The organism is Chromobacterium violaceum ATCC 12472 (assembly GCF_000007705.1).
Taxonomy (GTDB): domain Bacteria; phylum Pseudomonadota; class Gammaproteobacteria; order Burkholderiales; family Chromobacteriaceae; genus Chromobacterium; species Chromobacterium violaceum.
Map to the genome: position 1 here is coordinate 314,152 of NC_005085.1, position 21,945 is coordinate 336,096.

Sequence of the window (21,945 nt, forward strand, 5' to 3'; positions counted from 1 at the left end):
TGACTGTATGCTGCGGGCCGGCGCGGCAAGGCGCGCGGCCGGGCAATGCTGTTAAGACGCGGGAGCGGGCTCGATGCGAACCCGCGCGCGTCCCGGCCTCGGCGGCCGCCTGAATGGCCAAAAGACCCGCCAGGCGGGTCTCATGGGGTCACGGCGGCCGGGATTCAGCGCTTGACGGCCTTGCTCGTCTTCTTCAGTGCCGCGGCGTCGGGCGCGTCGGCCATCGTGGTGGACACATAGGGATGGACCGGAATGCCGGCGGTGCTGAACGGCTGCGGCGGCGTGTAGGCGGTGCTGCAGGCGTCGCGCTGCGAGTCGTCGCCGTCGGATTCGAACTGCTGCTGTTCGATCGGCTTCAGCTGCAGGCTGGGCAGCAGCAGGCCGGAGGCGGCCAGCACGCGGGCCTGGGCCAGCTTGTTGTCGTATTCGGCGTTGACCAGCGCGCGCTTGGAGTCGTACAGCTCGTTTTCGCTGTCCAGCACGTCCAGCAGCGAACGCTGGCCGATGTCGAACTGCTTCAGGTAGGCGTCGCGCGCTTTCTCGGTGGACAACGCGTGCTGGCGCAGGTAGCCCATCTGTTCGCTGAGCTTGCGGGCGTCGTTGCTGGCGATGCGCACCGTCTGCTGCAGATCGCGGCAGGCCTTGTCGCGCAGGTCCAGCGCCGAGTTATAGCGCTCGGCGGACACGCCCAGGCGGGCCTTGTCGGCGCCGCCGCGGAACAGGTTGATGTTGAACACCAGCGCCACCGACTGCTTGTCGTGGGTGCCGTAGACGCTGTTGAGGTTGTCGGTCTTCTCGGCGTGGGCGCGCAGGTCCAGCGTCGGCGAGAAGGCGCCGCGCTTGACCTTGAGGTCGCTCTGGGCGGCGCGCACGTTTTCCAGCGCGGCCAGGTAGGCGGGGCTGCTGCGCACGGCGGAGACCAGCAGGTCCTTGTCGCGCGGCAGCTTGTCCTGCAGCGCCGGCGCCGGCGCCAAGTCGGCCGGCGGCTCCTCGCCGATCAGGCGGGCGTAGCGGGCCGATACGTCGTGCAGATTGGAGGACTCGTTGATCATATTGGTCTCGGACAGGGCGAGACGGCCGGCGGCCTGTTCCAGATCGACGCGGCGGCCGACGCCGGCTTTCACTTTTTGTTCAATCTGATCGTAGATGCCCTTATGAACGCCGTAGCTTTCCTTGGCGTAATCCAGCAACTGGCGGTAGCGCAGCACGTCCAGATAGGTGCGGGTGGCTTCCAGGCCCAGCTGTTCCGACGCGTCGACGAATTCGTAGTATTTGCCGCGTTTGCCGAATTCCAGCTGCCTGACCGTGTTCATGGTCTGGAAGCCCTGGAACAGGTTCTGGCTCAGGTCGGCCGACCAGCCTTTGCGGTTGAAGTCGCTGGTGACCTGGGGGCCGTAGTTGACCAGCGGCTCCTTGTTGTTCTCGCGGGCGGAGGTGTAGGAGACGTCGACGGTGGGCAGGTAGCCGGCGCGGCCGATGCCGGTCTCTTCGGCCGACGAGCGGAATTCATGGAAGCGGAAGCGGACTTCCGGGTTGCTGACGATGGTTTTTTCCACCACCGAACGTAGATCCGTTGCTTGCGACAGCGAGGCTGTCATGCTCATCAATGCGGCGAGAGTCAGGCGAACGCTGCATTTTTGTAAGCGTTTCATGGTTAATCGTCTCCGGATGCAAGGGGTTGATATTATTAAATATTTCAACAAATAGATTAAACAAGTTTGCTTTAAATGGCAAGTGAATATTCCGCGCCAAGCGAATATCATTCGTCAATCTGCTAAAGTGGCGATCATTGATCGGCATGGAATGACCATGAAGCTTTCCTCGCTCGTTTTCAGGCGCCGCCTGCGGCGTTGCCTGATGCCCGCGGTGCTGTTGCTGGCGGGCCTGTGCGTCGCCGCGGCCAGCCTGCCGACCGAGCGTTCCGCCGCCCGCTACGGGCCGCGCGCGGTCGCGCTTTACCGCGAATGGAACCAGCTGCTGGGCAAGCTGCAGAGCGTCGACGAGCGGCAAAAGCTGGCCGAGGTTAACCAGTTTTTCAACCGGCGCATCCTGTACCGCGAGGACATAGACAACTGGGGCGTCCAGGATTACTGGGCGACGCCGCTGGAGATGTTCGGCAAGGGGGCGGGCGACTGCGAGGACTTCAGCATAGGCAAGTACATATCGCTGCTGGTGCTGGGCGTTTCGCCGGACAAGCTGCGCATCACCTACGTCAAGGCGCGCATCGGCGGGCCGGACAGCGCGATCAGCCAGGCTCACATGGTGCTGGCCTATTATCCCACGCCCAGCGCCGAACCGCTGATTCTGGACAGCCTGGTGACGTCGATCGAGCCGGCTTCGCAGCGCGCCGACCTGCAGCCGGTGTTCAGCTTCAACGCCCAGGGCTTGTGGGTGGGCAACCGCAGCAGCAACGTGTCCAAGCTGACCCGCTGGCGGCAGGTGATGGACAAGATGAAAAACGAGGGTTTCACTTTTTGATTCCGAGATGGGCGACGCGATGAAAAACCTTTCCCTGATCCAGCGGCTGTGGCTGCTGCTGGTGCTGCTGGTGTTCCTGTCGTTGTCGGGCGCGCTGCTGGCCAATCTATACAACGCCCGCAGTTATTTGGAACAGCAGCTGACTGGCCAGAATGCCAATGCCGCCAATGCGTTGGCGCTGGCGATCACCCAGAGCCAGGCGGACAAGGCGATGGCCGAAACCCTGATCAACGCGACCTTCGACCAAGGGTATTTCCACCATATCCGCTGGCAGGGCGCGGACGGCAAGGTGAGGGTGGACCGCGTCAACGAAGCGGTTTTCCCGGCGGCGCCGGGCTGGTTCCGGGCGCTGCTGCCGCTGTCGCCGCAGCCGGGCAGCGCGCTGGTGACCGCCGGCTGGATGCAGGCCGGCGAGATACGCGTGGAGGCCGCGCTGGGCTATGCCTACGAATCGCTGTGGCGCGGCGCGCTGCAGACCATGCTGTGGCTTCTCGGGACCGGCTTGCTGGCCGGCCTGCTCGGCTCCATCGACATCTTCAAGCTGAGGCGCGACCTGCAGCGGGTGGTCAATCAGGCGCGGGCGATCAGCGAACACCGCTTCCAGCGCATGACCGAGCCCAAGGTGCCGGAGCTGGCGAGGGTGGTCGGCGCGATGAACCAGATGGTGGAGAGGCTGCAGTCCTTCCTCGGCGAGCAGTCGGAAGAGGTGGAGCAGCTGCGGCGCGAGCGCCACACCGATCCGGTGACCGGCCTGCCCAACCGCGAGGCGCTGGAGCAGGCGGTGTCCAGCACGCTGGCAGAGGAGGATGACGTCCGCGGCTGCCTGCTGCTGCTGAGGCTGGCCGGGCTGGCGGAATTGAACCAGCGGCTGGGCGGCGAGCGCGCGGACGCGTTGCTGGTCCGCCTGGCCGCGGACCTGGAGGACCTGGCCGCGAGGCGCAAGGGCTGGATGGCGGCTCGCCTGCGCGGCGCGGATTTCGCCGTGTTCTGTCCTGAGCTGGACATGGACGGCGGCCGGCAACTGGCGGAGACGCTGTGCGAGCAGCTGGCGCTGTACCGGCAGATGGGCCTGAGCGACCGGGACGGCATCGGCCACATCGGCGTGTGCGGCATCGTCCAGGGCGACGGTTTGGCCAGCCTGCTGGCGCGCGCCAGCCAGGCGCTGGCCGAGGCGGAGGCCGCGGGCGACAACCAGTGGCGGGTCGACGACGGCGCTGGTCCGGACGTGGGCAGCGAATGGGATTGGCGCGAGCTGATCGAGGCCGCGTGCCGCGAGCATAGCCTGAGGCTGCGCTGGTTCCCGGTGCGGGACGCCGCGCGCGGCATCCTGTGGCAGGAGGGCATGCTGTACCGTCCGCCGATGGACGGCCTGCCGGCGATCAACGCGATGCGGCTGGTGTCGCACAGCCTGCGGCTGGGTCTGAGCCATCTGGCCGACCTGGAGGCGCTGCGGCTGGCGCTGGCCGACGCGCCGGGCGCGGCGCTGGCGGTGAACCTGTCGCCGGCCTCGCTGGCGGCCAGAGGCTTCCAGTGGCAGGTGACGGAGATGCTGGCCGGCAGCCGGGCGACGGTGTCCTTCGAATTCGACGAGGCTGGCCTGGACGAGCACTGGGCAGCCTTCCTGGCTTTCGGCGAGGCGGTGAAGGGCGCCGGCCACCGGCTGGCGGTGGAAATCCGCGGCCACCGGCTGGAGCTGGTGGCGCGGCTGAACCAGGCCGGCATCGACTACCTGGTGCTGGACGGCGCGCTGACGCGCGGCATCCACCGGGACGAGGGTCGGAAGGTGCTGGTCAAGGGCGTGCAGCGCATGACCTCGCTGATGGGCGCCAGGCTGATCGCCAAGGGCGTGGCCAGCGAGGAGGATGCCCGGCTGCTGCTGGAGCTGCGCGTCGATGGACTGACCGGCCCCGCCATCGCCTGATGCCGCTTCGGCACGCCCGCCGGTTTCGGCCGGCTGGCGGCGCCGCCCCGCTTGCCGCCGACAGGCTGTTTTTCAGGCCACGATTCTTTCCGCGCGCCTCCCCGCTTTGCCCTGATCCCATCCGCCCTTGACGCCTGCCAGGCATGTAAAAGCCCCCCGCGCGGGCGGGGGGCTTGCGAGCCTGGCCGCGCGCCTCAGTCGGTGTGCAGCTGGCCGTGGTTCAGCAGGTTCTTCAGCACCTGCGCGTCGCTGAGCGTCGCGCCCTGGGTCAGGTCGACATTCTGCAGCACGATCTGCTGGGTGACCGGCGTGCCCTGGCCCTGGTGATGGACGTCTATCACCGTGTTGGCCCCCTCCTTGTGGAAGTTCAGGTATCCCTCCAGGCTGGACGCGCTGTGGCTTTCCCCTTGCAGCAGGTCCTTCAGGTCGAGCACGTCCTTTTCGCCATGCTGGCCGAAGTCGGTGATCACGTCGCGCGCCGGCTTGGCGGCGGTGCCCTGGTCGCCCAGCGTCCACTTGAAGGTGTCCACGCCAAGGCCGCCGGTCAGGATGTCGTTGCCGGCGCCGCCGCGGATCAGTTCGTTGGCGTCGGTGCCCGTCAGGCGGTTGTCGCCGGCGTCGCCCTGAAGCAGCCGTTGGTTCGGATCCAGCGTCGACAGGTCGATGTGCAGCCTGGCGCTGGACAGGTCGCCGTCGGCGTCCCGCACCGTGTAGGTGAACGTGTCGGTCTGGCCGTTGCCCAGCAGCTTGCTGTCGCCGGTGAAGGTGTAGTTGTAGCTGCCGTCCGCGTGCATCAGCAGGTCGCCGAACTGGCCGTGCAGGATGGCCTCCACGCCGCCGTTGCCGGCCTGGGCGCCGCTGGCGCACGACACCACGCTCAGGCCGCCGTCGGCGCCGGCTGCGTCGTTCTGCAGCACATTGCCGCCGGTGGCCGGCTGGTGGTAATCGCTGCCCTCGACGATGCGGGCCATGATGCCGAAGGTGGAGCTGGCGTTTTCGGCGGTGTGGATCTCGTTGCCGATATGGCCCTTGCCATCGTCGAATCCCAGGATCTGCAGGATGTACTGCCGGCCGTTGTACTCGAAGGTCTGGCTGGCGTTGTCGATGGTGACGATGTCCTTGCTGGCTTCGTAATCGCGGCTGTTCGGCGTTTCCTGGTGGTTCAGGTGGACCAGGAACTGCTGCGGCTGGACGCCCAGCGTGAACGCCAGGCCCAGCGTGGCGTTGCTGATGCCGGAGTTGCCGCTGATCTCGTAGTTCAGATGGGTGAGGTCGCCCAGCTTGAAGGTCTGGTTCAGCGGCAGCGTGTTGTTCAGCAGCGCGTCGTTGTCGCGGAAGCTGTAGCCGGACTGCTGGCCGAAGGTGTCGCCCCAGCGCAGCTGGTTCTGGCCGTCGTCATTGCCGCCCTGGTGGAAGGTGTTGACGCGATGGCCGCCGTCCCAACCCACCCAGTTGCCGACGATGCCGTCGCTGCTGATCTTCAGATCGCCGCTGAGCACAGCCAGGCTGGCGCGGTCGTCGGCCGCCAGCGGCGCGTCGTTGACGATGGCCACGTTCAGCTTGTCGCTGGCGCTGCTGCCGTCGCGGTCGCGCACATCGATGGCTATGCTGTCGACGAAGCGCTCGCCCGCGTTGGCGCCGGCGTGGCCCAGCGTGTACTGGTAGCCGAGCTTGCCGCTGGCGGCGTCGAAGGAAGTGACCTTCAGCGCGCCGTAGGCGGTGCTCAGCGTGTTGCCGGTGAGCCTGCCGTCGGCGCCGACCACTTCCACGCCGCCGAGGCGGATGCTGGCCACGCCGTCCGGCGCGTTCACCACGAAGCTGCCCTGCTGGGTCAACTGGGCGGCGTCCGGCGCGGTGCCGGCGGCCAGATGGCTTTCCTGCACGATGGCGTCGCTGCCGCCATCCAGCGCGTGCAGCCCGGACAGGGTGACCGGATGGTCGACCGCCTGGATGGAGACGCTCAGGTTCTGGCTGCTGCTGGCCTGGCTGTGGTTGGACTGCTCGGTGGCCGTCGCGGTGACGGTGAGGTTCAGCTGGCCGTGGTAGCCGGCCGGGCCTTTCAATTGCAGGCTGTCCAGGCTCCAGTTGCTGATGTCCAGCTTGCCGGAGCCGTCCACCGCCGCCTGGTGGCCGGCGGCGTCCTTCAGTACCGCGCCGCTCGGCAGGCCGGACAGGGAGACGTTCAGCGTTTCCGAGCCGTCGCGGTCGACCAGCGCCGCGTTGATGCTGCTCAGCTTGATGAAGCTGCCCTCATAGCCGACATTGTCCATCGCCTTGAAGCTGAGGTTGTCCAGGATGGCGCCGTAAGAGTCGCCGTCCTTGGCCTCGAACACCAGGCGGTACTTGCCATCCTCGGCGATCGGCAGCGCCACCTGCTGGTCGCGCAGCCAGCCGGTGCCGGTGGGGTTGAAGTCGTACAGCACCGTGGTCTTGCCGGTGGGCTGGCCGAAGGCGTCCAGCGCGATCAGCTTCACCTGCAGCTGGGAGCTGCTCACCCAACCGGTGCGCGCGGCGATGTCGAAGCCCAACTGGTAGAAGCGGCCGGCTTCGCACTGGATGTCGGTGTACAGCGTGCGGTCGCCCGGGCCGTTCTCGATTTCCAGCACCTTGTTGGTCGAATTGCCGCCGGTGTAGGTGCGCTCGGTCCCCACCTCGATCAGGCCGCGGCCGTTGTCGGTGTTCCACACGCCTATGGTGTTGGCGCCGCCGATCTTGTTGACCGCCACGTCCTGCCGCCATTCGCGGCCGCCCAGGTTGACGTCCTCGAAGTTGAGCGAGGCCAGCGACGAGTAGCCGCCCAGCGACAGCTGCGGCGCGTCGGCCACGGCTTCGACGTGGATGGCGGCCTTGGCCGGGCTGGCGTCCACCGCGCCCTGGTTGTCCTTGGCCGCGTAGCCGAAGCCGGTATCGCCGCTCCAGTGCGCGGTCGGCTTGAAGAAGACGGTTCCGCCTACGGTGTCGCCGGCCTTGACCGCCAGGGTGCCGGCGGCGTCGCTGTACAGCGCGCCGTTGGGCGGCAGGTCTTTGATCACGAAGCCGGAGACGCTGCCGTCGCCGTCCTTGCCGGACAGCGCGACGCTGATCAGCGGCTGGTCTTCCAGGCCGGACGCGGACACGTCGAAGGTTTCCGGCGCCATATTGGCCGCGTTGGCGCTGGCGTGGCCGGTCGCGGTGTCGCCGTTGCCGGTTTCACGTGAAACCGCGTCGACGGCGATGGACAGCGCGCCCTTGACGCTGCCGGGCACTTCCAGCTGCAGGCCGGACAGCTTCACGTCCAGCGCCTTGGCGTCCCAGTGGCTGGCCTGGGCGATGGTCAGGGTGCCGTCCTTGCCGATGGTGCCGATCAGGTTGTGCTGGCTGTCGAACAGCTGCGAGCCGGCGTACTTGGCGTCCAGCCGGACGACGATGCTGTCCAGCGTTTCGCTGCCGTCGCGGTCCACCAACGAGGCGCTGATGTCCACCGGGTAGCGGGTCAGGTCCGCTCCTTCCTTGGCCCATTCCTTGCCGTTCCAGTAATAGGTGCCGTCCTTGAACTGCAGCCGTTCGATGTCGTACAGGCTGTCGTGGCCCTCGCCGGCGTACGGATTGGCCGCCGTCACTTGCTTGTCGGTCACTTCGAAGAACACGCTGCCGCCGGCGCCGATGACCGGGCGGGTGATGGTGTAGTCCTTGAAGTTGCCGGCATAGACCGCGGTGTCGACGCCGTCGCCGCCGTACAGGCTGTCGTCGCCCTTGCCGCCGATCAGGATGTCGTTGCCCTTGCCGGCGTACAGCGTGTCGTTGACTTCATTCGGCTTGCCGCTCAGCTGGTTCAGGTTGCCGTCGTCGCCGATCAGCACGTTGTCGGCCTTGCTGGTGTCCAGGTAGATGGCGTCGTTGCCGCCCATGCCGCGCACGGCGAAGCCGGTGTCGGTCTTGCCGCGCAGGTCGGCGAACGAGTTGTTGCCATCGTCCAGCGTGATCGCGTTCTTGCCGTATTCGGCCGCGGTTTTTTCCCACGATTCGAAGTTGCGGCCGCCGACATAGGGGCTGCCCGGCTGGTAGCTGCCCTGGCCGATCAGCACGCCGACCGCCGGCGCGTCGGCGACCGGGGTCATGGTCAGCGTCAGCGTCGAGCTGCTGCCGGTATTGGTGGTGTAGCCGATCTGCGGCAGCTCGCCGGCGTAGTGGGCGGCCGGGGCGAAGCTGTAGCTGCCGTCGGCGTTGACGTGCAGCACGCCCTTGCCGTCCAGCGCCACGTCGACGCCCTGTTTCCCCAGTTGGTAGGTCTGGCCCGCCACGGTGACGCTTTGCACGCTGAGCGGGCTGTCCACGTCGTAATCGTTGGCCAGCAAGCCGTGGGCGGCGTCCACCGCCAGCGTTTTGTCTTCGACTACATTGCCGCTGTCCGGCTTCAGCACCGACGGATCGTCCACCGGCGTGATGCCGACGTGGATGGTGATGGTGTCGGTGGCGCCGGCCTTGTCGGTGACCGTCACCTTGAAGCTGTCGCTGCCGTTGTAGTCCTGGTTCGGCGTGTAGGTCCAGCTGCCGTCCTTGCCCAGCGTCACCGTGCCGTGCTGCGGATTGCCGCTGGTGGCGTAGCTCAGTTGGTCGTTGGCGTCGACGTCCTGCGCGTGCAGCTGGCCGCTGACCGGGGTGTCTTCGGCGGTGGTGACCTGGATGCCGCCGTCTTTGGCGAAGCCGTGGGCCTGATCGCCGACGAAGACCGGCGCGTCGTTGGTGCCATGCACGTCGACGCTGATCTTGTGCTCGGTGCCGTCCTTGGCGTAGATGGTGAACACCTCGGTGCGCGTTTCGTCCTGGCCCAGATACTGCACCTTGGCGTTGTCGACCTGGTACTGCCAGTGGCCGTCCTTGTCTATCGTCAGCGTGCCGTAATTGCCGGCATGACTGTCGACGCGCCCGGTGTCGAATACCGCGCGGCCCTTGTCCGGCGTGGCGATGTCGAGCTTGCCGCTGTGGACCAGCATGCCGTCGGCGCTGACGGCGACATCCTCGGTGACGGCGCCCTTGTCGTTGCCGGTGATGACGGCGAAGTTGTCGGTGCCGTAGACCGTGATGTTGACGTTGTGCGAAGTGCCGTCCAGCGACTGGACCGGGAAGGTGTAGTTGATCTTGTCCTGGCTGGTCAGCTCCTGCGCCGTGTCGTTCAGCGTGAACGTCCACTGACCGGTGGCGCTGTCGAAATGGAAGGTGCCGTATTTGACCTGCACGTCGGCCTGCGGACGGAAGGCCGCCTCGCCGGTATCCACATCCTTGACCAGCAAGGTGCCGGTGGCCGACGGGAAGGTGCCTTCCACCAGGGTGGCGCCGTCGGTGCCGCCGAATACGGCCGGATCGTTGACGCCCTTGATGGTTACGGTGATGTCGTGCGAGGTGCCATCCTTGGAGTAGACGGTGAACACCTCGGTGCGGGTGACATCCTGGCCCAGGTACTGCACCTTGGCGTCATCGACGCTGTAATGCCAGTTGCCGTTGGCGTCTATGGTCAGCTTGCCGAGGTTGGCGGTCTTGTTGTCGATGCGGCTGGTGTCGAACACCGCCTGGCCCTGGTCGACGTCGGACACATTGAGTTTGCCGACGTAGTCCAGGGTGTTGGTCGTGGAGACGTTCTTATCCTCGGTCACGCTGCCGGTGTCGTTGCCGGAGAAGGTGGCGGCGTCATTGGTGCCCAGCACCTGGATGGACACCACCGAGCTGGCGCTGCCGTCCTTGGACCACACGGTGAACTGCAACGGCACTTTGTCGCCTTCGCCCAAGGCCTGCACCTTGGCGCTGCCGTTGTCGATGGTGAAGGTCCAGGTGCCGTCGGCGTTGACCTGGAAGGTGCCGTAATCGGTCGTCTGCTGGTAAGGCTGCAGCTGGGCCTGGCCCTGATCGACATCGACCACGGTCAGCTTGCCGCTGGCGACGGTCTGGGCGGCGGTGTCTTCCTTGACCGCGCCCGCGCCGATGTCGCCGGCGCCGTGACCGACGTCGGCGGCGTCGTTGACGCCGTTGACCACCACGGTGATGTCGTGGGCGGTGCCGTCCTTGGCATAGACGGTGAACACCTCGGTGCGAGTGTCGCCCTGGCCCAGATACTGCACCTTGGCGTTGTCGACGCTGTAGTGCCAGTTGCCGTCGGCGTCGATGCTGATGCTGCCGAGGTTGGCGGTCTTGTTGTCGATGCGGGCGGTGTCGAACGATGCCTGGCCCTGGTCGGCGTCGGCCACGTTCAGCTTGCCGCTGTAGTCCAGGGTGTTGGCAGCCGACACGTTCAAGTCTTCGGTCACCGCGCCGGCATCGTTGCCGGAGAAGGTGGCGGCATCGTTGACGCCGTTGACGACGACGGTGATGTCATGGGCGGTGCCGTCCTTGGCATAGACGGTGAAGATTTCGGTGCGGGTGTCGCCCTGGCCCAGGTACTGCACCTTGGCGTTGTCGACGCTGTAATGCCAGTTGCCGTCGGCGTCGATGCTGATGCTGCCGAGGTTGGCGGTCTTGTTGTCGACGCGGGCGGTGTCGAACGCAGCCTGGCCCTGGTCGGCGTCGGCCACGTTCAGCTTGCCGCTGTAGTCCAGGGTGTTGGCGGCGGAGACGTTCAAGTCTTCGGTCACCGCGCCGGCATCGTTGCCGGAGAAGGTGGCGGCGTCGTTGACGCCGTTGACCACCACGGTGATGTCATGGGCGGTGCCGTCCTTGGCATAGACGGTGAACACCTCGGTGCGGGTGTCGCCCTGGCCGAGGTACTGCACCTTGGCGTTGTCGACGCTGTAATGCCAGTTGCCGGCGGCGTCGATGCTGATGCTGCCGAGGTTGGCGGTCTTGTTGTCGACGCGGGCGGTGTCGAACGCAGCCTGGCCCTGGTCGGCGTCGGCCACGTTCAGCTTGCCGCTGTAGTCCAGGGTGTTGGCGGCCGACACGTTCAAGTCTTCGGTGACCGCGCCGGCATCGTTGCCGGAGAAGGTGGCGGCGTCGTTGACGCCGTTGACCACCACGGTGATGTCGTGGGCGGTGCCGTCCTTGGCATAGACGGTGAAGATTTCGGTACGAGTATCGCCCTGGCCCAGATACTGCACCTTGGCGTTGTCGACGCTGTAGTGCCAGTTGCCGGCGGCGTCGATGGTGATGCTGCCGAGGTTGGTGGTCTTGTTGTCGACGCGGGCGGTGTCGAACGAAGCCTGGCCCTGGTCGGCGTCGGCCACGTTCAACTTGCCGCTGTAGTCCAGGGTGTTGGCGGCCGACACGTTCAAGTCTTCGGTGACCGCGCCGGCATCGTTGCCGGAGAAGGTGGCGGCGTCGTTGACGCCGTTGACCACCACGGTGATGTCGTGGGCGGTGCCGTCCTTGGCATAGACGGTGAAGATTTCGGTACGAGTATCGCCCTGGCCCAGATACTGCACCTTGGCGTTGTCGACGCTGTAGTGCCAGTTGCCGGCGGCGTCGATGGTGATGCTGCCGAGGTTGGTGGTCTTGTTGTCGACGCGGGCGGTGTCGAACGAAGCCTGGCCCTGGTCGGCGTCGGCCACGTTCAACTTGCCGCTGTAGTCCAGGGTGTTGGCGGCCGACACGTTCAAGTCTTCGGTGACCGCGCCGGCATCGTTGCCGGAGAAGGTGGCGGCGTCGTTGACGCCGTTGACCACCACGGTGATGTCGTGGGCGGTGCCGTCTTTGGAGTAGACGGTGAACACCTCGGTGCGGGTTTCGCCCTGTCCCAGATACTGCACCTTGGCGTTGTCGACGCTGTAGTGCCAGTTGCCGGCGGCGTCGATGGTGATGCTGCCGAGGTTGGCGGTCTTGTTGTCGACGCGGGCGGTGTCGAACGACGCCTGGCCCTGGTCGGCGTCGGCCACATTCAACTTGCCGCTGTAGTCCAGGGTGTTGGCGGCGGAGACGTTCAAGTCTTCGGTTACCGCGCCGGCGTCGTTGCCGGAGAAGGTGGCGGCATCGTTGACGCCGTTGACCACCACGGTGATGTCGTGGGCGGTGCCGTCCTTGGCATAGACGGTGAACACCTCGGTGCGGGTATCGCCCTGGCCCAGATACTGCACCTTGGCGTTGTCGACGCTGTAGTGCCAGTTGCCGTCGGCGTCGATGCTGATGCTGCCGAGGTTGGCGGTCTTGTTGTCGATGCGGGCGGTGTCGAACACGGCCTGGCCCTGGTCGGCGTCGGCCACGTTCAACTTGCCGCTGTAGTCCAGGGTGTTGGCGGCGGAGACGTTCAAGTCTTCGGTGACCGCGCCGGCATCGTTGCCGGAGAAGGTGGCGGCGTCATTGGTGCCCAGCACCTGGATGGACACCACCGAGCTGGCGCTGCCGTCCTTGGACCACACGGTGAACTGCAACGGCACTTTGTCGCCTTCGCCCAAGGCCTGCACCTTGGCGCTGCCGTTGTCGATGGTGAAGGTCCAGGTGCCATCGGCGTTGACCTGGAAGGTGCCGTAATCGGTCGTCTGCTGGTAAGGCTGCAGCTGAGCCTGGCCCTGGTCGGCATCGACCACGGTCAGCTTGCCGCTGGCGACGGTCTGGGCGGCGGTATCTTCCTTGACCGCGCCCGCGCCGATGTCGCCGGCGCCGTGGCCAACGTCGGCGGCGTCGTTGACGCCGTTGACCACCACGGTGATGTCGTGGGCGGTGCCGTCCTTGGCATAGACGGTGAACACCTCGGTGCGGGTGTCGCCCTGGCCCAGGTACTGGACCTTGGCGTTGTCGACGCTGTAATGCCAGTTGCCGTCGGCGTCGATGGTGATGCTGCCGAGGTTGGTGGTCTTGTTGTCGACGCGGGCGGTGTCGAACACCGCCTGGCCTTGGTCGGCGTCGGCCACGTTCAGCTTGCCGCTGTAGTCCAGGGTATTCGCTGCCGACACGTTCAAGTCTTCGGTCACCGCGCCGGCGTCGTTGCCGGAGAAGGTGGCGGCGTCGTTGACGCCGTTGACGACGACGGTGATGTCGTGGGCGGTGCCGTCCTTGGCATAGACGGTGAACACCTCGGTGCGGGTGTCGCCCTGGCCCAGGTACTGCACCTTGGCGTTGTCGACGCTGTAATGCCAGTTGCCGTCGGCGTCGATGGTGATGCTGCCGAGGTTGGCGGTCTTGTTATCGACGCGGGCGGTGTCGAACACGGCCTGGCCTTTGTCGGGATCGACGATATCCAACTTGCCGGCGTAGTCGAGCGTGTTGGCCGTCGATACGTTCAGATCTTCGGTGACCACACCTTGGTCGTTGCCGCTGATGATTGCAGAGTCGTCCTGGCCCTGGATGGTGACGGTGACGGTATGCGCGGTGCCATCGACCGAGTGCACGGTGAAATTGCGGTCCAGGCGGTCGGCGCTGGTCAGCTCCTGAGCCTTGGCGTTATCCAGCGTGAAGGTCCACTGGCCGGTGGCGCTGTCGAAGTGGAAGGTGCCATAGTCGACCTGGACGTCGGCCATCGGCTGGAAGGCAGACTGGTTCTGATCCACGTCCTTGACCAGCAGCGTGCCGCCCACCTGCAGGATCGTGTCTTCGACCACGATGCCGTGGTCGGTGCCGCCGATGACGGCGGCGTCGTTGACGCCGTTGACGACGACGGTGATGTCGTGGGCGGTGCCGTCCTTGGAATAGACGGTGAACACCTCGGTGCGGGTGTCGCCCTGTCCCAGGTACTGCACCTTGGCGTTGTCGACGCTGTAATGCCAGTTGCCGGCGGCGTCGATGGTGATGCTGCCGAGATTGGCCGTTTTATTGACGATGCGGCTGGTATCGAACACCGCCTGGCCCTGATCGGCGTCGCTGACGTTCAGCTTGCCGACGTAGTCCAGCGTCTTGGCTGCAGAGACGTTCAGGTCTTCGGTGACGCTGCCCTGATCGTTGCCGCTGATCACCGCGGCGTCGTTGACGCCGTTGACGACGACGGTGATGTCGTGGGCGGTGCCGTCCTTGGCATAGACGGTGAACACCTCGGTGCGGGTGTCGCCCTGTCCCAGGTACTGCACCTTGGCGTTGTCGACGCTGTAGTGCCAGTTGCCGTTGGCGTCGATGGTGATCGAACCCAGATTATTGGTCTTGTTGTCGACGCGGCTGGTATCGAAGCTGGATTGGCCCTGGTCAGGGTCGGCCACGTTCAGCTTGCCGGCGTAATCCAGGGTGTTGGCCGGCGATACGTTCAGATCTTCGGTGACGCTGCCCTGGTCATTGCCGCTGATGTCCGCCGGATCGTCCTTGCCGATGATGGTAACGGTGACGGTATGGGGCGTGCCGTCCAGGGACAGCACGGTGAAGGTCCGGTCGAAGCGGTCGGCGCTGGTCAGCGCCTGCGCCTTGGCGTTATCCAGCGTGAAGGTCCACTGGCCGGTGGCATTGTCGAAATGGAAGGTGCCGTAGTCGACCTGGACGTCGGCCATCGGCTGGAAGGCGGACTGGTTCTGATCCACGTCCTTGACCAGCAGCGTGCCGCCCACCTGGGTGATGTCGTCCTCGACCACGACGCCGTGGTCGGTGCCGCCGATGACGGCGGCGTCGTTGACGCCGTTGACGACGACGGTGATGTCGTGGGCGGTGCCGTCCTTGGAATAGACGGTGAACACCTCGGTGCGGGTGTCGCCCTGTCCCAGGTACTGCACCTTGGCGTTGTCGACGCTGTAATGCCAGTTGCCGGCGGCGTCGATGGTGATGCTGCCGAGATTGGCCGTTTTATTGACGATGCGGCTGGTATCGAACACCGCCTGGCCCTGATCGGCGTCGCTGACGTTCAGCTTGCCGACGTAGTCCAGCGTCTTGGCTGCAGAGACGTTCAGGTCTTCGGTGACGCTGCCCTGATCGTTGCCGCTGATCACCGCGGCGTCGTTGACGCCGTTGACGACGACGGTGATGTCGTGGGCGGTGCCGTCCTTGGCATAGACGGTGAACACCTCGGTGCGGGTGTCGCCCTGGCCCAGGTACTGGACCTTGCTGTTGTCGACGCTGTAATGCCAGTTGCCGTTGGCGTCGATGGTGATCGAGCCCAGATTATTGGTCTTGTTGTCGATGCGGGCGGTGTTGAATACCGCCTGGCCCTGGTCGACGTCGCTGATATTCAGCTTGCCGCTGTAGTCCAGGGTGTTGGCGGGGGAGACGTTCAGGTCTTCGGTGACGCTGCCCAGATCGTTGCCGCTGATCACCGCGGCGTCATTGGTGCCCAGCACCTGGATGGACACCACCGAACTGGCGCTGCCGTCCTTGGAGACGACGGTGAATTGCAGCGGCACCTTGTCGCCTTCGCCCAAGGCCTGCACCTTGGCGCTGCCGTTGTCGATGGTGAAGGTCCAGGTGCCGTCGGCATTGACCTGGAAGGTGCCGTAATCGGTCGTCTGCTGGTAAGGCTGCAGCTGGGCCTGGCCCTGGTCGGCATCGACCACGGTCAGCTTGCCGCTGGCGACGGTCTGGGCGGCGGTGTCCTCCTTGACCGCGCCCGCGCCGATGTCGCCGGCGCCGTGGCCGACGTCGGCGGCATCGTTGACGCCGTTGACGACGACGGTGATGTCATGGGCGGTGCCGTCCTTGGAATAGACGGTAAAGATTTCGGTGCGGGTTTCGCCCTGTCCCAGATACTGCACCTTGGCGTTGTCGACGCTGTAATGCCAGTTGCCGGCGGCGTCGATGGTGATGCTGCCCAGGTTATTGGTCTTGTTGTCGACGCGGGCGGTGTTGAACACCGCTTCGCCCTGATCGGGGTCGGCCACGTTCAACTTGCCGTTGTAATCCAAGGTGTTGGCGGCGGAAACGTTCAGGTCTTCGGTGACGGCGCCCTGGTCGTTGCCGGTGATCACGGCGGGGTCGTTGACCGGGTTGACGCCGATATTGACGGTCACGGTGGCGGTGCCGCCGCGGCCATCGCTGACGGTGACGGTGAATTTATCGCTGCCGTTGTAGTCCTGGGCCGGGGTATAGGTCCAGCTGCCGTTCGGATTGACGGTGACCGTGCCGTGTTGCGGGTCGGAGCCTTTGACGAAGGTCAGCGGATCGCCGTTGGGGTCGCTGGCGGTCAGCGTGCCGCTGACAGGCGTGTCCTCGTCGGTGGCGACATTCATGTCGCTGCCCAGGGGCGCCCCGTTGGCGGCGGTGAAGAAGGGCGGCGAGTTCTGCGTTTGGATGTCGGCGGCCCGGTTTTCCGGCACCAGCGCCTCGCTTGCCGGCGCAGCCGACAGCTGCAGGCCGGTCAGCGTTTCCGCGATGCGGCCGATGCGGATGAACGAGTGGCCGCTGTTCTCGCCGCCCGCGTCGTTCAGGCCGGCGGCGGCCGGGTCGAGGTTGTCGAAAGGATTGCCGGGATTGGCCGAGGGGTTGTCCAGCGCCGCCAGGATCTGCTGCGCTTCCGGCGCCAGCGGGGCGATGCTGGCCTCGGTGGCGTCGGCATGCTGTCCGTGCAGCACCTCATCGGTCAGCATGACCTGGCGGTCGCCCTCCAGGCGCACCACCTCGCCGTCGGCCCGGCTGAGGCTGACGGCGGCGCCGTTTTCCAGCTGCAGTTGTTCGCCGGGCTGCAGGATGTCGCCCACTTTCAGGAGGCGTGCCTTGCCGTCGACGCCGATCGCCTTGACGCTGCCTTGCAGCGACAGAACCTGTCCCTGGGTGCTGGTGGCCATGGTGGAAATCCTTTGACAATTATTGATTCCAGCAGGATAGCGATGCCCGGGGCGGAAAAATATTGTACCGAAGCGCTAAAAATGCGGTTCATTTTGTATTTTGTCAGACATGTTGAATGGATAGTATGAGCAGGCCTAGACCATCTACATGAAATACATACCTGACACTTAGTATGGGTTTGGCTATAAACCGGTAAGAAAAGGGGGAGCAGGGCGCCGAAATCGCGGGGATGACGCTGGCGCCGTATAATGTCTGACAGTTCGGGCCATCCCGCGGCACCGCTGTCACTGTCGCGGGGAATTCATCATGGAACTCTATCTGCTCTGCCTGGTTTTCTTTCTGACCGACATCGGCGCCAGGCTGGCGCTGCGCACCCGCTCTTGGCGCGCGGTGGAACTGACGCTGGTGGCCGGCTTGCTGCTGGCCTGGCTGTTGTATCCGCATCTGAGCGACTGGGCGGTGCCGTGGATGCCGCTGGGCTGGGGCATGTTGCTGTACGCGGTGATGGTCGGCCTGCAGCTGGGGCTGATGGATGCCGCGCTGCGCACGGGATTCGGCCGCTGGCGGGCGGCCCACGCGCCAGCCAGCCAGACGCGCCGGCGGTGGTGAGCCGGCGGCCTTTGCCGTCTTATGCTTGACGAATGGCCAGCGGCGGGAGCAGACTGCGCGCTCCCGCCGCTTCACGCATCCTGAAACGCAATGCTCGCGGGAATGTATCGGAGTCGCCGCGCCGCCCGGCGCGATCGTCTCCTCGCTCTTTAATCGTTCTTTACAGGTACCGCCATCATGGCATCGATCTTTATCCTGTCGCGCCATCTGCTGCGCGACATGCTCGGCGATGAGCCCGTTTCCCCATCCATTCTTTCCACTGAAGCGCCGCCGCGGCAGCTGCTGGCCGAAGAAGACCATCTGCGCAGATCGCGGCTGGAACTGCGCGTCGACCAGCGCCGGCTGGAGGTCTGCTCATGCTGATATTGGCCGAGCGCGACGGCAGGCTGAAGCTGCGGGATTTCAGAGAATCCGATTTCGACGCCTATCTGGCGATGCGCCGGGGCGCGGCTTTCGGCCGCCACTACGAGCCGGAGCAGATGAGCGCGGCGTTCAGCGCGCGCTTGCTGGAAGGCTTCCTGGCGCAGCGGAGGCAGACGCCGCGCGTCGACTGGCAACTGGCCATCGAGCGTTGCGGCGACGGCGCGCTGATCGGCTCGGTCGGCTTGCGCGGCGCGGGCGGCGGCGAGGCCGAATTCGGCATCGAGCTGGCCGAGACCGCCTGGCGGCAAGGCTACGCGGAGGAGACCGCCCGGCTGATGCTGGCCTTCGGCCGCGAGCGGCTGGCATGCCGGCGTTTCCACGCGCATTGCGCGCCCGGCAACGTGGCGATGCTGCTGCTGGCGCAGAGGCTGGGCTTCGGCATGCAGCCGCTGCGTGACGGCCGCCGGCTGGATCTGCTGCTCTCCGCCTGAGACCGTCGGGGCGTCAGGGCCATTCGATCGAGGCGGCGGGCGGCTTCCTGCGCGCGGCGGGCGGAGTGTCCATCGGCGGCGTCGTGGCTAATGCATGCGCAAGTTTCATGCTTTTTAATGGAAATCTTCAGTATTTGCTTGACCTTGAAGATAGTCTGAAATGAAACTTGCTCATGCATGCCGTTGTCGTTTCCAGCGGCCGCGCCTAGCCGCCGATCGAGCGGCCAAACCATCCAAGGAGAAAAGGGAATGACCGCACTGGCAGCGCTGCGCGGCGAGTTCGACGCGCTCAACCGCGATTACCTGGCCATACACAAGGCCAAGGAAGACCTGTTCTGGGACACCTATATGGCGGTGTCCGACGACGACGCCGGCTTCGCCCGCGCCGAGGCCGCGTTCAAGGATTTCATTTCCAGCCCGGAGCGGCTGGCGCAGACCAAGGCCGCCATCGCCAAGCTGGAGGCGCTGCCGGCCGGCGCCGAGCGCGATGCGCTGCTGCACGGCTTCAAGGGCTGGCGGGCGCTGTTCGACAGCAACATCATCGAAAGCGACGCGGCGCGCAAGCTGATGACCGAGCTGGTGGAGCTGGAGTCCGAGCTGTTTTCCAAGCGCCGCGGCTACAAGATGCGCCACATCAACGAAAACGGCGAGCTGGAGGAGGCGACGCTGAGCGGGCTGTCCACCAATATGGGCACCAACCGCGACGAGCCGGCGCGCAAGAGCTCGCACGACGCGCTGATGGGGCTGGAACGCTGGGTGCTGGACAACGGCTTCCTCGCCATCGTCGACAAGCGCAACCAGTTCGCCCGCAGCCTGGGCTACGCCGACTACTTCGAATACAAGGTGAAGAAGAACGAGCAGATGACGCCGGATCAGCTGTTCGCGATCCTGGACGATTTCGAGGCCCGCACCCGCGACGCCAACCAGCGCGCGCTGGACCAGTTGCAGGCCAAGCACGGCGACGGCGCGTTGCAGGCGCACAATCTGCGCTTCCACATGAGCGGCGACGTCACCCGCCAGATGGATCCCTACCTGCCGTTCGCCAAGGCGGTCGAGCGTTGGGTGCTGAGCTTCCGCCGCCTGGGCATCCAGTATCGCGGCGCGACGATGCAGCTGGACCTGATCGAACGCCAGGGCAAGTACCAGAACGGTTTCTGCCACGGCCCGATCCCATCCTTCTTCGACGGCGAAACCTGGGTCGCCGGCCAGATCAACTTCACCGCCGACGCCAAGCCGGACCAGGTGGGCAGCGGCGCGCGCGCGATCAACACCCTGTTCCACGAAGGCGGCCACGCCGCGCACTTCGCCAACGTCACGCAGAATGCGCCGTGCTTCTCGCAGGAATTCGCGCCCACGTCGATGGCCTACGCCGAAACCCAGAGCATGTTCTGCGACAGCCTGCTGGACGACGCGGACTGGCTGAAGCGCTACGCCCGCAACGGCAAGGGCGAGGTCATTCCGGACGAGCTGATCCGCGCCCGCATCGCGGCGACGCAGCCTTTCGCCGCCTACGCCGAACGCTCGATCGCCGTGGTCGCCTATTTCGAGCGCGCCTTGTACGCGCTGCCGGAGCGCGAGTTGACCGCCGAGCGCGTGCTGCAGCTGGCGCGCGACAGCGAGAAGCGCATCCTGGGCATTGAAGTCAGCCCGCGCCCGCTGCTGGCCATTCCGCACCTGTTGAACCAGGAATCGGCCGCCGCCTACCACGGCTACCTGCTGGCGAATATGGCGGTGTACCAGACCCGCGCCTACTTCATCGGCAAGTTCGGCTACCTGACCGACAACCCGGCCATCGGCCCGCTGCTGGCCGAGCACTACTGGGGCCCGGGCAACAGCATCAACCACAACGCCACGCTGCTGAGCCTGACCGGCGAGCCGTTCAACGCGCGCTACCTGGCCGACAACTGCAACCAGAGCGTGGACGAGGCCTGGGCCGACGCGCAGAGGCTGATCGCGGAATCCGGCGCCCGCGACTATCCGGCGCAGTACCCGGATGCGCTGGACGCGCACATCCGCCTGGTGCATGGCGCGGAGCTGATCGCCGACAACGCTGCCGGCGACGCAGCGATGTTCGACCGCTTCGAGAGCTGGGTGGCCGGCCATTACCCGGCCAGCGTGCACTGAGTTCCGCTGACCACGCGAAACGGGCAGGTTTTCCCGGCCGTTTTTCATGCGCTGCCGTTTCAGAGGACGGGAGCGGCGGCGTCTTCCGCCTGATACGCGGCCTGCACCGCCGGGCGGGCGTCAATGTGCTGGAAGTAGGCATGCAGCGCCGGCCAAGGCGCGAGGAGGATGTCGAAGCGCGGCAGCCAGCCCTGCTCCGCATACAAATAGGCGTCGGCGACGCCGAAGCGCTCGCCCAGCAGGTAGTTCTCCGTCTTCAGTTTATTTTCCAGCAAGTCCGGCCGCCGGAACAGCTTGTCGCGGAATATTTGCCGCGCGGCTTCCGGCAGGTCGGAACGGAACGGCGGCGCTGCGGGATTGGTTGGCGGCCAGGGCCGGAACGGATGATTGATGTCTGGATTGCTGGAACGCCTGTTTCGGCATCAAATTTGTGTAGGAGGAAGAGTGAGCAAGATCGCAAGCGAAGTGAGGAGTGTGCGAGCGTACAAGGCGATGTTGCAGGGAGAGGGCGCCTTGTCGGACGAGCAGGTATTGGAGATTCTGCAGGCGCAGCGGCAGATGCTCGATCTGATTACCCGCAAATGGCGGGCCGATGCCAAAAAGCGCCAGACCAGCGGCGGCGCGGCGGGTTCCGTCGATTCGTACCGTGCGATGGCGGAGATGCTGGAGGCCTTGGACAGGCTGGCGCAGGCTTGCGGCGCCGTTGAGCCGAAGAAAGCGAATCCGCCGCCGGCTACCGGTGTGAGCCGGACCGCGAATGGCAAAGACAAGCTTTAGCGCCGGTTCAAAGTTGTTTCCGGCGGCGACGAGGCGCCGGCTTCACTGCTGGCGATAGATCAACCGGCCTTCCAGCAGCAGCTCGCTGGGCGTCAGCGCCAAGTTGCTGCCCGGCGCCGCGCGGTCGAACACGAAGCGCTGTCCCTGGTACTCGATCCAGGCGCAGATCGGCTCGCCCTGGAAGCGGCCCAGGATTTCCTCGGAGCGGACCACGTCGGCGTCGGCCGGCAACATCAGGCCCTTGGGTTCGCTGTCGGCCTGCTCCAGCTCCCAGCTGTCGTTGTCGACCGGCTGCGGATCGTGGCGGGTGGCGGTTTTCATCCACAGGCGGAAGATCCACAAGGGCAGCAGCACGCGGTGCACGCGCTTGTCGTCGGTGATCACGCAGGCCACCGGGAAGCGCTGCTCGCACTGCGGGCAACAGGCTTCGGCGGACAGGTAGATCTTGCCCTGCATCAGGCTGGCCAGGCCTTCCATGTGCTCGGCGCCGACCATCGCGCGGCACTGCGGGCAGTGCTTGCCGAAGCGGCGCACGCTGTTGCCGTTGGCGAAGGTGAGCGGGAGAAAGCGGGAAATCTTGTCGGGTCGTGCCAT

12 protein-coding genes are annotated in these 21,945 nt (G+C 65.7%); 7 read left to right on the plus strand and 5 right to left on the minus strand.

The genetic code is table 11. The features are described 5' to 3' along the window. Positions 1 to 164: 164 nt before the first annotated feature. Complete coding sequence (locus tag CV_RS01450; RefSeq protein ID WP_227590065.1) at positions 165 to 1,604, minus strand: TolC family outer membrane protein; 1,440 nt, start codon at positions 1,602 to 1,604, stop codon at positions 165 to 167. Then, a complete protein-coding gene (locus CV_RS23980) occupies positions 1,507 to 1,800 on the minus strand; it encodes a hypothetical protein (protein WP_176217123.1) in 294 nt (97 codons plus the stop codon). Before CV_RS23980 ends, CV_RS01450 begins: the two co-directional genes overlap by 98 nt. A gap of 9 nt (positions 1,801 to 1,809) precedes the next feature. Here CV_RS23980 and CV_RS01455 point away from each other — a divergent pair, with 9 nt between their 5' ends. After that, positions 1,810 to 2,478, plus strand: coding sequence for a transglutaminase-like cysteine peptidase (locus CV_RS01455; RefSeq protein WP_052278744.1), 669 nt, complete (start codon positions 1,810 to 1,812; stop codon positions 2,476 to 2,478). A gap of 19 nt (positions 2,479 to 2,497) precedes the next feature. After that, the gene (locus CV_RS01460) at positions 2,498 to 4,399 is read left to right on the plus strand and encodes a bifunctional diguanylate cyclase/phosphodiesterase (RefSeq protein WP_011133865.1); all 1,902 of its coding nucleotides are present in this window, start codon (positions 2,498 to 2,500) and stop codon (positions 4,397 to 4,399) included. A 194-nt stretch (positions 4,400 to 4,593) separates the two neighbouring features. On the opposite strand, the gene CV_RS23280 is transcribed toward CV_RS01460, so the two are convergent. Then, on the minus strand, positions 4,594 to 16,986 hold the full coding sequence (locus CV_RS23280; RefSeq protein ID WP_011133866.1) for a retention module-containing protein: 12,393 nt from the start codon (positions 16,984 to 16,986) through the stop codon (positions 4,594 to 4,596). Between the two features lie 307 nt (positions 16,987 to 17,293). Here CV_RS23280 and CV_RS01470 point away from each other — a divergent pair, with 307 nt between their 5' ends. From CV_RS01470 to CV_RS01485, 4 genes are all read left to right on the plus strand, one after another. Continuing rightward, on the plus strand, positions 17,294 to 17,596 hold the full coding sequence (locus CV_RS01470; RefSeq protein WP_011133867.1) for a hypothetical protein: 303 nt from the start codon (positions 17,294 to 17,296) through the stop codon (positions 17,594 to 17,596). Between the two features lie 177 nt (positions 17,597 to 17,773). Further along, on the plus strand, positions 17,774 to 17,959 hold the full coding sequence (locus tag CV_RS01475) for a hypothetical protein (protein ID WP_011133868.1): 186 nt from the start codon (positions 17,774 to 17,776) through the stop codon (positions 17,957 to 17,959). Next, positions 17,953 to 18,450 carry a GNAT family N-acetyltransferase gene (locus tag CV_RS21955; protein WP_011133869.1) on the plus strand — a complete coding sequence of 166 codons (498 nt, stop codon included), beginning with the start codon at positions 17,953 to 17,955 and terminating at the stop codon, positions 18,448 to 18,450. Before CV_RS01475 ends, CV_RS21955 begins: the two co-directional genes overlap by 7 nt. A 249-nt stretch (positions 18,451 to 18,699) precedes the next feature. Further along, positions 18,700 to 20,574 carry a M3 family metallopeptidase gene (locus tag CV_RS01485; RefSeq protein WP_011133870.1) on the plus strand — a complete coding sequence of 625 codons (1,875 nt, stop codon included), beginning with the start codon at positions 18,700 to 18,702 and terminating at the stop codon, positions 20,572 to 20,574. A gap of 59 nt (positions 20,575 to 20,633) precedes the next feature. Here the strand turns inward: CV_RS01485 and CV_RS22580 are convergent, their stop codons facing one another. Further along, positions 20,634 to 20,966, minus strand: a complete 333-nt coding sequence (locus tag CV_RS22580) for a glutathione binding-like protein (RefSeq protein WP_080508893.1) — start codon at positions 20,964 to 20,966, stop codon at positions 20,634 to 20,636. Positions 20,967 to 21,018: 52 nt separating this feature from the next. On the opposite strand from CV_RS22580, the gene CV_RS01495 reads away from it, so the two are divergent. After that, positions 21,019 to 21,351 (plus strand): hypothetical protein, encoded by a 333-nt coding sequence (locus CV_RS01495; protein WP_139794202.1) that lies wholly within the window; start codon positions 21,019 to 21,021, stop codon positions 21,349 to 21,351. Between the two features lie 42 nt (positions 21,352 to 21,393). Here CV_RS01495 and CV_RS01500 read toward each other — a convergent pair whose 3' ends face one another. Beyond that, positions 21,394 to 21,945 carry a hypothetical protein gene (locus CV_RS01500; RefSeq protein ID WP_043595253.1) on the minus strand — a complete coding sequence of 184 codons (552 nt, stop codon included), beginning with the start codon at positions 21,943 to 21,945 and terminating at the stop codon, positions 21,394 to 21,396.

Bases quoted from the DNA above. Each gene is read 5' to 3' on its own strand.
- CV_RS01470 (WP_011133867.1), top strand. From the start codon at position 17,294: ATGGAACTCTATCTGCTCTGCCTGGTTTTCTTTCTGACCGACATCGGC.
- CV_RS23280 (WP_011133866.1), bottom strand. From the start codon at position 16,986: ATGGCCACCAGCACCCAGGGACAGGTTCTGTCGCTGCAAGGCAGCGTC.
- CV_RS23980 (WP_176217123.1), bottom strand. From the start codon at position 1,800: ATGCCGATCAATGATCGCCACTTTAGCAGATTGACGAATGATATTCGC.
- CV_RS01485 (WP_011133870.1), top strand. From the start codon at position 18,700: ATGACCGCACTGGCAGCGCTGCGCGGCGAGTTCGACGCGCTCAACCGC.
- CV_RS01455 (WP_052278744.1), top strand. From the start codon at position 1,810: ATGAAGCTTTCCTCGCTCGTTTTCAGGCGCCGCCTGCGGCGTTGCCTG.
- CV_RS01475 (WP_011133868.1), top strand. From the start codon at position 17,774: ATGGCATCGATCTTTATCCTGTCGCGCCATCTGCTGCGCGACATGCTC.
- CV_RS21955 (WP_011133869.1), top strand. From the start codon at position 17,953: ATGCTGATATTGGCCGAGCGCGACGGCAGGCTGAAGCTGCGGGATTTC.
- CV_RS01500 (WP_043595253.1), bottom strand. From the start codon at position 21,945: ATGGCACGACCCGACAAGATTTCCCGCTTTCTCCCGCTCACCTTCGCC.
- CV_RS01450 (WP_227590065.1), bottom strand. From the start codon at position 1,604: ATGAGCATGACAGCCTCGCTGTCGCAAGCAACGGATCTACGTTCGGTG.
- CV_RS01460 (WP_011133865.1), top strand. From the start codon at position 2,498: ATGAAAAACCTTTCCCTGATCCAGCGGCTGTGGCTGCTGCTGGTGCTG.